The sequence below is a fragment of the Sphingobacterium sp. UGAL515B_05 genome, assembly GCF_033097525.1.
GTDB lineage: Bacteria > Bacteroidota > Bacteroidia > Sphingobacteriales > Sphingobacteriaceae > Sphingobacterium.
The window spans coordinates 5,868,156-5,881,910 of the sequence record NZ_CP109907.1 but is presented as its reverse complement, the minus strand read 5'-3'; the positions used below and the strand labels follow the sequence as shown (position 1 = coordinate 5,881,910).

At 42.1% G+C, this 13,755-nt stretch carries 10 protein-coding genes; 1 reads left to right on the top strand and 9 read right to left on the bottom strand.

Annotated elements, in window-relative coordinates:
• Window positions 1–229: 229 nt before the first annotated feature.
• The 6 genes from OK025_RS24665 to OK025_RS24640 form a co-directional block, all read right to left on the bottom strand.
• Complete coding sequence (locus OK025_RS24665) at window positions 230–823, bottom strand: RNA polymerase sigma factor (RefSeq protein ID WP_088161078.1); 594 nt, start codon at window positions 821–823, stop codon at window positions 230–232.
• Window positions 824–1,022: 199 nt separating this feature from the next.
• Window positions 1,023–2,513 carry an arylsulfatase gene (locus OK025_RS24660; RefSeq protein ID WP_317667394.1) on the bottom strand — a complete coding sequence of 497 codons (1,491 nt, stop codon included), beginning with the start codon at window positions 2,511–2,513 and terminating at the stop codon, window positions 1,023–1,025.
• A complete protein-coding gene (locus OK025_RS24655) occupies window positions 2,510–4,033 on the bottom strand; it encodes a sulfatase-like hydrolase/transferase (RefSeq protein WP_317667393.1) in 1,524 nt (507 codons plus the stop codon). Before OK025_RS24655 ends, OK025_RS24660 begins: the two co-directional genes overlap by 4 nt.
• 55 nt (window positions 4,034–4,088) lie before the next feature.
• Window positions 4,089–5,744: a RagB/SusD family nutrient uptake outer membrane protein gene (locus OK025_RS24650; protein WP_317667392.1), complete on the bottom strand. Its 1,656-nt coding sequence runs from the start codon at window positions 5,742–5,744 to the stop codon at window positions 4,089–4,091.
• 17 nt (window positions 5,745–5,761) lie between these two features.
• A complete protein-coding gene (locus tag OK025_RS24645) occupies window positions 5,762–9,190 on the bottom strand; it encodes a TonB-dependent receptor (protein ID WP_317667391.1) in 3,429 nt (1,142 codons plus the stop codon).
• Between the two features lie 184 nt (window positions 9,191–9,374).
• Window positions 9,375–10,550 carry a FecR family protein gene (locus tag OK025_RS24640; protein WP_317667390.1) on the bottom strand — a complete coding sequence of 392 codons (1,176 nt, stop codon included), beginning with the start codon at window positions 10,548–10,550 and terminating at the stop codon, window positions 9,375–9,377.
• Window positions 10,551–10,922: 372 nt separating this feature from the next.
• Between OK025_RS24640 and OK025_RS24635 the strand changes: the two genes are divergently transcribed.
• On the top strand, window positions 10,923–11,348 hold the full coding sequence (locus OK025_RS24635; protein ID WP_317667388.1) for a hypothetical protein: 426 nt from the start codon (window positions 10,923–10,925) through the stop codon (window positions 11,346–11,348).
• Here OK025_RS24635 and OK025_RS24630 read toward each other — a convergent pair.
• The 3 genes from OK025_RS24630 to OK025_RS24620 form a co-directional block, all read right to left on the bottom strand.
• Window positions 11,329–12,201 (bottom strand): DMT family transporter, encoded by an 873-nt coding sequence (locus OK025_RS24630; RefSeq protein WP_317667387.1) that lies wholly within the window; start codon window positions 12,199–12,201, stop codon window positions 11,329–11,331. The two genes, OK025_RS24635 and OK025_RS24630, sit on opposite strands and share 20 nt — an antisense overlap.
• Window positions 12,188–13,006 carry an alpha/beta hydrolase gene (locus tag OK025_RS24625; RefSeq protein ID WP_317667386.1) on the bottom strand — a complete coding sequence of 273 codons (819 nt, stop codon included), beginning with the start codon at window positions 13,004–13,006 and terminating at the stop codon, window positions 12,188–12,190. Before OK025_RS24625 ends, OK025_RS24630 begins: the two co-directional genes overlap by 14 nt.
• Before the next feature lie 74 nt (window positions 13,007–13,080).
• Window positions 13,081–13,656, bottom strand: a complete 576-nt coding sequence (locus tag OK025_RS24620) for a Crp/Fnr family transcriptional regulator (RefSeq protein WP_317667385.1) — start codon at window positions 13,654–13,656, stop codon at window positions 13,081–13,083.
• Window positions 13,657–13,755 lie beyond the last annotated feature (99 nt).

The following is a 13,755-nucleotide window of genomic DNA, read 5'->3' as shown; positions in this document are numbered from 1 at the left end:
TAACAAAATTTTTGTTTATATCATTTGAACCACTATCTTTGTCCTAGGTTTAGGTTGATTGCCTCTTACAAAGAGGTATTTATAAAAGCTTAGCAGGTCGCCCGACCGAATGCTAAGCTTTTTTTTGTGATCATTTTTTTTGATTATTATTTCCCTAAACGATTGATAGGTAGTTGTTTACTTTATTTTATAAATTTCTGGGAGGAGGATGCGGGCTGTGCGGTAGCAGTTAACTTTTGAAGGTATACCAAGCTGTCAGCATTAGGATGGTGAGATATTCAAATTTTTTCGATTTGAAACGTTCTTTTAACGCATGCAATGCTTTGGATCTCGCATAATAGATGGTTGATGCAGTTGTGTTCAATGTTTCGCAAATTTCATCTGTATTCAAGCCTTCCAAAAAACTGAGCTTGCAGATCTGAGCTTGTTGTTTGGGAAGCAAATTGATTTCAGCAAGTAACAACTCGGTGAGTTCTGTTCGGAATATCTTCTTGAGTACATCTTCATCCGGAACCGACATATGCTGCAGAATATCGAGTTCCTCTTTCCGTATTTTGAATTGCGTAGTTCTTTGCATATCGATACAGGCATTTTTAGTGGCGATAAAAAGAAAGGCTTTGAGGCTTTCATAATGCTCAACCTTTTGTCTATTATTCCAGAGTTTAACAAAAACATCGGAGACAATTTCCTCGGCATCGGTTTTGTTACGGAGGTAAGAAAAGGCAAAATAGCGTAAAGAATGACCAAAATGATCCATAAAAAAGCATAAAGCCATTTCATCACCTTCTTTCAGTGTATTGATGTATGATTCTATTTGCCGCATACTTGGTTATTGATCGTTTTACGTTGGCCTTCGGAATATGTTACACTCCTGTGTGGTCAATACGTCATTCAATAGGTAAATTCACATTCGAGCCCCGCTATGGATTGCTTGGCTAAATTACATAAAAAACTTGGGTTGTCATGATTCAATCCGGACAACCCAAGTTTTTTAAGATTAAAAAATTAAGAAAGAAATCGATTTATTTTTTAATCATCTTATTCGCTACAATCTCCCATTCCTGTATATGAGCAGGCTGGTGTTCATTATTGACAATTTCATCGAAATGCAGCAGCATTTGTGGGTGCTGTACCGCGATATCTTTTTCTTCCCAAGGGTCTGTTGTTAAATCATATAATTGCCATTTTGCTTTAGGGTTTTTCTTCAGATCGAGCTTGACTGCCTTCCAGCGTCCTTCGCGTATGGCGATCTGGCCGCCCTTTTCTGGATATTCGAAATAAAGATATTGATGTTTTTGTTGGTTCTTTTCACCCAGCCAGGTTGGAAGGAGGGAGAGCCCATTGCTGTGGCCGGGGCTTTGTTGAACCAGCTGTGCGAAGGTCGCCATGAGATCGTATTGGGCCGAAATCAAATCTGTTTCGGAATTCGCTTTGATATGGTTGGGCCACCTGACAATTAACGGAACTTTGATACCACCTTCAAAAACATCCATTTTCAATCCCCGAAGTGAATCGACACTGCGGAAAAAACGATAATCTATGCCCCCATTAAAGCCAGTTCCGTTGTCACTGGAGAATAAAATAATGGTATTGTCATCTATTCCCAATGCTTTGATATGCTTCATAATCGTGCCGACCTGGTCATCCAGATAGGTGATCATACCGGCATAGGTTGCTCTTGGATAGGGGGTAGCCGTATAGCCGTCCTGTCCGTAATAAGGTTTGTCATGGAAGAGGTCCTTATATTTATCTACATATTCCTGGGGAACTTGTAGTGATAAGTGTGGCAATGTATAAGGAAGGTATAAGAAAAAAGGTTTGCTTTGGTTTTTGTCGATAAAAGCCAGTGCTTTCTCTGTCATTAGTTCAGGTGCATATTCCTTACCGTCAAACTGTTTGAAGTCCTCCGCCGTGGCCTTACTGGAATCTAAAGGAGAATGGACAAATTTTTCCTTGTTTTGAAGGGGATATTTTGTTTCATTTTCCCAAAGATGTGTTGGGTAGTAATTGTGTGCCTGTTTCTGGTCCAGGTAACCGAAGAAATAGTCAAATCCCTGTTTATTGGGGCTTCCGGTGGAATTATTCATCCCAAGTCCCCACTTTCCAATGGCAGCGGTCTGGTAACCGGCTTTTTTAAATAGGTGAGCCATGGTATACGTTCCTTCAGGTAGTGGCATCTGGCCACCCTCGAGACTATCTGCGAAACCGCCCAATTCATAATTTCCGCGAATATAAGATTGGCCACCATGCTTGCCCGTTAATAACATGCAACGGGCTGGGGCGCATACAGGTGTACTTGTATAGTGGTTTATAAAGCGTAAACCTTCATGTGCCAGCTGCTGGATATGTGGTGTTTTGATCAATCGTTGTCCATAGGGCTCAGTTTCGGCATAACCTAAATCGTCCGCATAAAAAAATATAATATTGGGCAATTTATGCTGCTTTTTCTTTTGTTGTGCAAAAAGAGTCCCCCATCCGAGGAGGATGAGGGAGAGTCCAACTTTTAATTTCATTTTTTACGTTCTCCTTCCAATAACTGCTTGAGTTCGGCGACCTTTTCTGGATATTTTGAAGCCACATTATTCTTTTCGCCGATGTCATTTTTAAGATCGTATAACTGATCTTCCGGAAGACTTCCTGTTTCTGTATCGGTTAATTTCATGTAGGGGGAACCTTTGCTTGGCGCAATATATTTCCATTCGTCCTTTACGATGGCAAGTGTCTGTGCATGCTGAACCATACTGCTACGTCCCTTATTATCTTGACCGGTTAAGGTTTTCAGGAGCGGCGCGCTGTCTTTTGCTTCATCTGCCTTTAGTGGAACATCCAATAATTGGGCACTTGTTGCCAAGAGATCTATTTGGCTGATCAATGCATTGGAAACTTTTCCCTGTGCAACGCCCTTGCCGCTTACGATAAAGGGCACGCGAGTTCCGCCTTCGAAGATGCTATATTTGCCGCCGCGTAGTGGACCTGCGGGTAAATGACCATTTTGCTGGGCCACAGCGCCATCCATATAGCCGTCGTCGAGGACGGGGCCGTTGTCGCTGCTGAAAATTATTATCGTGTTTTTGTCAAGTCCCAAAAGTTGCAATTGCTGTTGAATTTGTCCGACGGTCCAATCCAATTGAAGGATTGCATCGCCGCGGTAGCCGAGTTTGCTTTTACCTTTAAATTGTGTTGCGGGCATGCGTGGGACGTGTGGTTCTGTCAAGCAGAAGTAGAGAAAGAACGGTTTGTTTCGGTGTTGTGAAATAAAGTCCTGGGCTTTGTGAAGAAATGTTGTGGAAACTTCTTCGTCTACCCATCTGGCACGTGTTCCACCGCTCATGTAACCGATTCTTCCGATACCGTTGACAATAGTTTGATTATGTCCCTGACCAGGTGAAGAATGCATTTTGAGCAGTTCGGGATGCTCTTTTCCTGTGGGGTCGTTACCTATTTTCTTTTCATAGTCGACCAGGAGTGGATCATTGGCCTCTGCAGCGACGACCTGATCATTTTCAAGGAACACCGTTGGGACGCGATCTGCTGTTGCAGGAAAAATGAATGAATAGTCAAAACCTACATCATTAGGCCCGGGTTTTATGGGTGCATTCCAGTCTTTTTGGACCTGATTTCCGAGTCCCATATGCCATTTGCCAACAATGGCAGTAGCATAGCCCGCATGTTTAAATACTTTGGGTAAGGTGATTTTATCAGTAGGAACGATTAGCTTGGCATCTCCGGGCAGAATGCCTGTACCTTCCTGACGCCATGGATACGTTCCGGTCATCAATGCAAAACGGGAAGGGGTACAAGTTGCCGAAGTACTATGAGCATTGGTAAATCGTACGCCGCTTTGGGCGAGCTTATCCAGGTTGGGGGTTTCGATCTGTTTGGCACCATAGCTGCTTAAATCACCAAAACCAAGGTCGTCAGCATAAATATAGATCACATTCGGTTTACTAGCCTTTTGGGCAAAACTAACCGTGGGGAGCGCTGCGAAAAGGCTCGAGGAGAGTAATAACGTTAGGGATAGTGGCTTCTTCATATACGTTAAGTTTTGTTTAGAGGGTATCGTTTGACAATTGACGATACCCAAGATACTATTTTAAATTTGGATTGATATTAACTTCATTTTGCGGAATTGGCCAATGTTCATCTTGGCCAGCCCGGAAGGACTTGCTGGTCACATACCATCGGCTATAAGGGTCTTTACTTCCACCGGATTTTATACGAAGATTTTTCGCATTTGGAAATGGGGCGCCATAAAAATCACCTTTCAGTACATCCTTTGCGATACCCCAACGTAGTAAATCCCAATAACGAAGTCCTTCCAATGCGAGTTCCACACGTCTTTCGTTGCGTAACGTCGTGCGCAAGGTGGCACTACTTTGGATGTTAATGGCTGGCATATTAACGCTGCTTCTTTTTCTGACAGCGTTGATGGTTTTGTCCAGTAGGTCGCTGGTAATAGGGTCTCCATTTTCGAGTTTGGCTTCAAGGTAACTCAGGAGAACTTCGGCGTAGCGTACAATAGGAACGTCGGCTCCAGAGTTTTGTAAGTTTCCACTAAACCCTTCGTCGTTGAACTTGCGTAATCCGTAGCCCGTACGTGTGGCCTGTTTTGTTGTGGTCAATTGGTCGATAGATAGGGTGGAGTCGGGGTGAGATGTATATTTAAGGTTTTTGAAACGATCACCATTCGTTATCACGGTGAAAGCTAAACGCGGATCCCGGTTTTTGCTGATGTCTTGCGCATTATATCGCGCATCATCGTACGAAAATGCCGTTCCATCGGTGAAACCATAGCTTTCTACAAGACTACCGAGCGGGCAGTGAAGATGCCAGCCGCCGGCGATTGCCGGAAAATTGTGCTGAAACATTCCGTTTCCGGCAAGATCAACCAAGTACTGCGTGGCAAAAATAATCTCTTTGCTCGTTTCGTTGGTTCCATTAAATAAGCCTGAATAGTTAGGATCTATGCTATTTTCATTGGCATTGATGATCTGCTCATAGCTTTTGATAGCGTCGGCGTAAGATTTTTCTGCCAGTTGGATGCGTCCAAGGAAAGCGAGGGCTGCCTGTTTGCTTGCGCGGCCCCTTTCTGCGGTAGTCAATTTGCCATAACTAGGTAAGTCGTTTGCTGCTTCCTGCAATTCACGCGCGACAAATGTAACCAATTCCTGTTTTTTCGCTTTGGAAACCTGATTTGCTTCACTGGGCGTTAAAGTTTTGGTAACTAAAGGGGCATCACCCCAGTATTGGGATAGGTAGAAATATTGGCAAGCACGAATAAACCGAGCTTCGGCTTTAAATCGTGCGAGTAGATCTGCTGAAATAGGAGTTTTATCTATGTTTTCAAGAAAATAATTTACACGGGCGATTTTCTTGTAGGTATACATCCAATAATTGTCTAAGTTGCTATTATTGCTTGTCAAGGTACCATCGGATAGTTTGTTGAAAACCGAATTATCACCACGTCTATCGTAGGCATTGTCCGAAGCAAACTCCAGGTAAAGCAGACCGTTATAGGACCACCAATCTGTGGGGCTGAATTCGGCGAGGGAGTTCATTTGTATTTCCGCTTTGTATAATCCTGTCAGCGCTGCTCGAGCATTCGTTTCGTTTGTCCAAAAGGTTTCGTTGGCAAATTTATCCAGTGGATTGGTTTCCAGTTGTTTTTTGCAACTGGTACTTAGGCTTGATGCAAAAAGAATGCATAAGGCCAATTTTATAGGTTTATATGAGATGTGTATCATGGTTTTTTATCGATTGGTTAAAAACTAAGGTTAACCCCAAATGTAAAATTGCGCATAATAGGGTAGTAGGCGCCGCTTGAATTGATTTCAGGATCCCATCCTTTTCTATAATTGCTTGCTGTCAATAGGTTTTCGGCATTTGCGTAAACCCTTAGACCCGACAATTTCCATTTGTTAAGGATGTGCTTAGGAATGGTATAACCCAATTGGATGTTCTTGAGCCGTAGGTAGCTCGCATCCAGTAACCAGTAGTCTGATAGCAGGGTATTTGGTGTGCCGGTATTTGGCAATTGTTCAATTCTTGGATAAATGGCATTTCGATCGGGATTGGCTACAGTCCATCTGCCGTCAGCTTGCCAGCGTTGGATATTGCCGTTTTGTGTCAACGCAAATCCAGCATAATTGTCCAATAAGCCTTTAACACCGCTTACACCTTGAAGAAGTATTCCTAAGTCAAACCCTTTGTAGTTCATCCCGATATTCATCCCGTAGGTGTATTTGGGGATACGTGATCCAATCACAGTTCGGTCGTACGTAGCGTCTACTTTTCCATCAGGTACTCCGTCGGGGCCACTGATGTCCTTGTATCGGATATCGCCTGGTTGCGGTTTGGGGTTGATGCTGGTTTGATTAGCATAGCTTGCAATATCGGCTGCGTCAACAAATAAGCCATCCGCCTGGTAGCCGTAGTAGGCTTGAATCGGGTAACCGATAAACAGGGTGGAACCATTTCCCACTAAGCCATTTGGTTGATTGATATTGCCGACACCCAAATCGACGACCCTATTTTTGACCGTAGAGAAGTTCAGATTAACGTTGTAAGAAAAATCATTTAATTTTTTTTGATGCCCTAGCGTAAATTCCCATCCTGTATTTCGAAGTTTTCCAGAATTTTGTACACCTACTTCAAAACCCAAAATTTTGGAAACACTAGAACCTGGGCTCACCAAAATATCGTAAGTATATCGGTTGTAATAGGTACTGCTGAATGTCAGTAAATTTTTAAATAAAGCCACTTCCACGCCCGCATCTGCCGTTCGGGTCGATTCCCAGCGTAGCGTAGGATCAACAATTGTGGTTCGGGCGACCCCTGGAGAAATAGTGTTTCCAAAGGGGTAATTATAACCCGGATTTAAAACATCCTGGTATGGGTAGTTAGAGACAACGCGCTGTTGGACATTATTGACAATATTTTGGTTACCGAGAACCCCATAAGATCCTTTGATTTTCAATTCGTCTATCCAACGATAGTGGTCCTTTATAAACGATTCTTCACTCAGTAGCCAGCCTACTGCAATTGAAGGAAAAGCGGCATACTTTTTATCGGTTGGAAAACGGGAAGATCCATCGTATCGAACAACACCTTCGACAAGGTATTTCTTGGCATAGTTATATTGTACGCGTGCAAATAACGATTCCAATGCCCACTCAGCAGCTGTACCAGTGTTTTGTTGTCCATCTGGTGAACCTACATTTAACTCGGTAAGATCATTGCTGGGAAAATTCTGGCGGTAAGCGCTTAAACCTTCGTTGTAGCCTTTCTCGAAAGAATAACCGCCTAATATTTTCAGGGAATGTTCCCCGATCGTTTTGTTATAGTCTGCTAAGGCCTGAAACGTTTTATACGTTTCATAAGGAGCGGTTTGATTGAGGCTTGAAGGTCCTAGCGTAATGGAATTGTTGATCCGTTGTGATGCTCTAAAAAGTTTTGTGCGGCCATTCGTCTGCGTATAGCCTCCAATAGCGGACAAGGTCAGATCTGAAATTGGTTTCCAGTCGAGTCTTGCGTTTCCGGAGATATTGGATACTTTTTCTTTGTAGAAAGATTCGCTCTCCAGGAAAGATACAGGTGTACCCTTCAAGTTATTCCCTGCGCCCCAGTCGCCATTGCTCAGGCGTATTGGGTATATGGCGGGATAGCGAATCACCTGAGAAATGATATCCGTCATCCGGGAGAAGTCAAGCGTTGCCGGTGCTGCAGGTTCATCTGTTTCGGTCTGAATTGCCGCTACCCGCGTCGTTAATTTGAGCTTGTCATTGAGGTTTGATATGAGATTGAGGCGAACATTGTATTTGTCAAAATTGTTTTTGATGACAATACCTTTTTGATTGAGAAAGCCAGCAGATAAGGTGTATTGTATTTTATCTGTGGTATTGGATATATTTAAGTTATGGCCTGTTTGCGCCGCTTGGGACTTGAATGAACTGGTCAAGTAATTACTATTTGGATAGTTGTCGGGATCCGAGCCATCTATAAATTTTTGGATCTCCTCTGCGGTGTAGCCTCCGCCGCCACTTGTGGTTTCATTGAGCAAGGAAGCGTACTCCCAAGAGTTGACAAATTCGGGGAAAGCTGTTGGTTTCTGGATACCGTAATAGCCATTGTAATTGACCGTTAATTTTCCACCTGTTGCCCCGGTTTTTGTTGTAACAAGAATAACGCCGTTGGCGGCTCTAGCTCCGTATATGGCTGCCGAAGAGGCGTCTTTCAGTACCGAGATAGATGCAACATCATTTGGATCGATATCATTGAAGGAATTGGTGGGTATACCGTCAACTAAAATAAGTGCGTCGGTACTTGCACCGAACGAACCCACCCCCCGGATCTGTATGGTATTGTTTGCTGCTCCAGGTTGACCAGATCGCTGTATGACGGTTACACCGGGCATTTGACCTGTGAGGGCCTGCGCAAGCTGGGGGACAGTACGTTTTGCCAACTGCTTTCCGTCCACCTGCGAAACCGAACCGATTAATTCTTTCTTTTTTGTCGTACCATAGCCTACGACGACGACTTCCTCTAGTGCATCGACTTGTTGGCTAAGTTCAATATTTAGGTAAAGCTGGTTGGATAATGGGATTTCTTTGGTTTGGTAGCCGATCATTTTAATCACGAGTACGGCATTATTATTTGCTTCGATCTGAAAGTTACCGCTTTCATCTGTCGTGGTTGCTCTAGTCGAACCTTTTATCATGATCGTCGCACCCTGAAGCATTGTTCCTTTGCTATCGTGAACATTTCCTTTGAATGTGCGGGTTTGTTGTACTAACGTGTAGTTATTTGGAAGCTCATAAGTCGGATAATTTGTTTTTAACTTCGTTACGACAAGCATATTATCCTGAAAACTCCAATCGACAGGTTGGTCTTTTAAGAGAACCTGTATGGCTTTTTCTAAAGGCATATTACGAACCTGAGCCTCAATTTTAATGTCGGCAAGTTCTTTTCCATTCAACAGAAAAGGGACGCCACTCTGTTTTTGGATGGTACGTAATACCTGCACCAAAGACATTTTTTTGGCGTTAATAGTAATTGATTGTGCGTAGCTAGCTGCAGACAGCTTAACAACACATGCAAGGGTAAAAAAGGCACTAAGCTTCATCTTGGTCTTCCATTGCTTGGGTATGTTCACAGCAATTCGATTTCTATGAACAAGAAAATTAAAATTCATAAATTTGTTGAATTAGGGATATAATCTATTATTAAACTGATTGGGTAAATCGGTCAAAAATGGAGATCGCTATTATGGCCGATTAATGTTCGTAGCATTGGTCGGCTTTTTTAGTATCTCGTTTGGTCTCCTTAGGTTGGTTTTCTCATAATTGTTGTTTTTGGGTTATTTTATGGATAATTGGTTAGTTTGAAACAAAGAGTTTACGAACTCCATTTTCTTGGATCAATTCAAATTTAATATGGCTACGCTCCAGGATCTTTAGGACTGCCGCGAGACTTTTCGTGCGTTTAATTTCGCCATATAAAAGTGTTTCTTTTATCGGTTGTGTGTAGATGATTTGCAGGTCATACCATTGACCGATCAGTTGTAGAGCAGTATGAAGGTCCGTTTCATTAAAATAGAATTTATTGTCGAGCCATGCGATGTAATTAGCGGGATCGACCGTTTTTTTCGATAGTTGACCCGAATCTAAGAGCGCTTGCTGATTGGGCTTGAGCTGTAACGTTTGCCCTTGCGCCGATAGATTGATACTCCCCTCTACAAGCGTTGTACTACTTTGGGATTTTGAATAGGTATTTACGTTGAATTCAGTGCCCGTGACTTCAATTTGTTGCCCGTTGGAAAGAACATGGAAGGGCACCTTTTTATTTTTTGCAATTTTAAAATAGGCTTCACCGTCCACTTCAACAACACGTTTGCTTTTTGCAAAATGAAGCGGGTATTTAAGTGTTGTTTTTGCATTGAGCGTAATCTCCGATCCATCTTCCAGTTGGAGTTGCAGCATCGTGCCAGCAGGGGTGTTGACGGTGGCCATCAGATCTCCTTTTAAAGAGGCGTTTTGAAGGATAGTACCGTCTTCGTAGGTTAAATTGTCTCCTGAAACCAAGGCTCCTTTCTGACTCGATACCTGGAGTACTTTGCCGTTCGAAAGCCGTATTTCTGCCTGGTTGCTCTGTGCTTCTACGTCATTTAAGACGATTCGATTACTGACCGGTGCAACTTGTTTTCTAACCATGAAATACATCAAAGCTCCTAAGATTATGCTTATTGAAGCTGCTGCGTAGGGAAGCAGGTGTTTTATATTTCTGATAGGAGATGGTTTAACGGCAGAGGTCCGAATAGTTTCTAGGGTCTTTGCTTTTAACCTTTCGTTCCAATCCATTGTATCTGAAGCCTGAAGCTCGCTCCATTGATTCAAGTCATTTATCAAATCATGGTTATCCAGGAGGTCTTCAAAAAAAATACGATGTTCTGCTGATTCATCCAACCATAACTTTAAATCAGCCTTTTCACCGGACGTTAAGTTGTCGCCGATATACTTTATGATTAGTTGTTTGATATCATCAGTCAATCTCATGGTATATAATTTTAGATAGATACGTAACAGGGAGGATAAACCTTAGTAAAAAAGTGAAAAAATAATTAGGTGCCGCACGTCGACAAATATTAAGCTCCAACCGACCAATATCGTCAATACCACGCCCAATATTGCCTTGGCATTTATCTTTACGGATTAATTCGCATCTTTAAAGAAGATTATTGTTTTTACTTAAAGCTTGATGGTTAAAGGGATTTATCAGCTGTAACTTGTAAAAGGTTGGCGTTGAAATCAGTTTTGGGATTGCCGCTCCCCTCAGGAACTGGTCGAAATGAATTAAAGGGAATAGGAGGGAACGAGGAGTTCAGGCCTATTCGCCGCTTTGTTTATTTATTTTAAAATAGTGTGCTAATGAAAAGGAAGCTAAGTTTTATTTTCCTGCGAATTATAGGGGTTAGCGTATTGACGACCTTTGTCCTTACAGCCATACTTCAGGCAAATAATGATGCGGCAAAAAGAGCACGTTGCTACATGCCCTTTTTTACAGAATTGTTGCTTTCATTCGTGGCACTCTGTATTGCGATTGGTACGATATCTATTTTTCTAAATCTAAATAAGCAATTCAGAAGCAGTAGGCTCGCACGGGCACTATCCTTTGTTTTATTGCCCGCCACTATTAGCCTATTGTTTTCATCCTTTCTGATCCAAGCTGGCGGAGCATCCAATATATTTGAAATGCTCCACATGGCTGCAACCGTAGTTCCGTTATGGGGGCTGATTTTATGGCAATATAATAGATTTAATCATTGGCTGACTACTACGACTTACCAACATTAATTATAATGACAGCCATTAAAATCAGGAGTATGCCAAACCATTGGACCCCTGAAACAACTTCCTGTAAAACCAACATGGCAGATAAGGTTGAAACAGGGATCTCCAGACTTGAAATAATATTTCCCATCGCTATGCCGGTTTTTGGGATTCCTTTTGTAAATAGTAAGGGTGGAAGAATCGTTCCAAAAATGGCAATCAATAATCCCCAGGGTAATGCATTAGGTTGCATATACCGAATAATATCAATATTCCAAAATGCTACGATGAGCAGCAGTCCGCCTAAGACCAAGAATTGGCTACGTACCGGACTCGGCAGCTCTTTTTCCACTGTGCTTGAAGCATAAATTGCCAGCGCATAACTTATTCCCGCTCCGAAACCCAGTATTATTCCTCTGTAGTCAAGGTCATTATTGTTTTGGAAGAGATTGGTTGCTAAGGTCGTGCCGAGCAAAACAATAATAACTCCTGTTATCTTGCCTTTTGACGGAAACTTTTTCAACAGCACTGCTTCTGCCACCAAACTTATCCAAATGGATTGCATCAGTAAAATAATTCCAACGGATACGGGGATATATTGGATGGAGAGATAGTAAAGTGTTGTTGTTAGACCAAGGGAAATGCCCCAGACCATCAGTTTAATTTTTGATGAAAATTTGATGGCGTTATGTTCTTCTTCATTACGCTTTGATAACAGATTAAAGGCCAACAAAAAGAGAAAACCAAACATAAACTGCAGAAAGGTCAACAGACTTGTGTGTATCCCTAAATGGTTTGCATATTTCACAATTGTTGCGAGCAGTCCATAGCTGCAAGCGCCGGCAGCAACATAGAGTGTCGATTTATAGTCCTTCATGTTGAAAGTAGTTTTGAAATAAAGCCAACTGTTGTGATAGTGATTTGCTCCAATAAGCAGTATCGTGTCCTCCTTTTGATTCGATGTAAAGATGCTCGATGTTTTTGTTGGTCAGATGCTTGTGGAATGTACGGTTCATTTCCAGCATTTGCAGGTCTTCAGTTCCACAATCGAGGATATAGCGTTGTTTATTGTGCTTCATTTTATCTTCGTTGCTGTAGATGCGGTCTACATTGTTTAGATTTTTGAAATCGCCCAATACCTTGTCTACCTGATATTGCTGATAAGCTTGCCCGAAGCGGTCGAAATCAAGTGCGCCGCATGAACTTCCGACGATCGAGAATGTTTGTGGATAGGCTATCCCGATGTGCAATGCTCCGTAGCCACCCATACTCCAGCCCAGTATTCCGCGCGCATTTCGGTTTTGTCGCGTCGGGTAGTGATGATCGATGTAATTGACTAGCTCATTTCCGATAAAAGTGGTGTACTGTGCATGTGGATCGATGGGACTATCTACGTACCAAGAGTTGAAATTTCCATCTGGTAGTACGTAAATAGTCTGAAATGTTTTTGCTTTTTGGATTAAGTCAGGAATGTCTTCTTGCACGGTGCGGGTGGGGGTGCCGCTATAACCATGGAGAATATAAACTGTTTTATACTTGATCCCGTCTTGCATGTCGGGCGTAATTATTATGGTTTCAATGTTTTTGTCCATTTTGGCACTATGGATATTTGTCTTAACGACTTTTTGTGCCGCCAGTGGTAGGCTAAGGGCAGAAAATAGGAGTGTGTATACTGTTTTCATAGCTTAAAATTTTGTCTCTATAAGGCAAAATTCAACAGTATAATCTTTAAAAACGTATACACATGTTGATGGAATTATTCTTTTAATTCCTTACGGATGCGACTTAATTGCGTGGGAGTTACACCGAGATAGGAGGCGATATGATGCTGCTTGAGGCGTTTGAAAAGTGCCTGATTCTTATGAAGTTCAAGATAGCGTTCCTTTGCAGATTCCCACTTGAGCTCGATTTCAAGTGGTTCTTTTTTGACCACCCAATTCTTTTCCAGGTAGGCTATCTGAAAGAGCGCCAAATCATGCTTTGTGCGGACAAGCTCACGGAAAGCCTTGGCTGAATATTGAATTAACTCCACATCTTCGAGTGCAATGATGTTGAAGGTGCTCGGTCTTTCTTCAATGATGGCGGCGGTGGAAGCGCAAAAGCTATTTTCTTCAAAAAACATTTTGTAGATGATATTGCCATCAGCGTTTGATTTATAATAACCTAATAATCCTTTGCATATAAAATAATAGTACTTAGCATATTCTCCAGCACGTAGAATATGTTCATTTTTTTTGAACTGCTTCACCTGAAAGATAGTTTTCAAAATTTCTGTCGTAGCTGGGCTAAGCGCAGCATAAGTATTCATTTCGAAGAAGAGTTTTTCTATCATCACCATTGACTATTTTGTGAATGTCTAATCTGTCGATGTAACAAAGTTAGCGAAATGATCGCTTCAATCGTATTTTAACGGTTTTAAGTTGAAAACTAA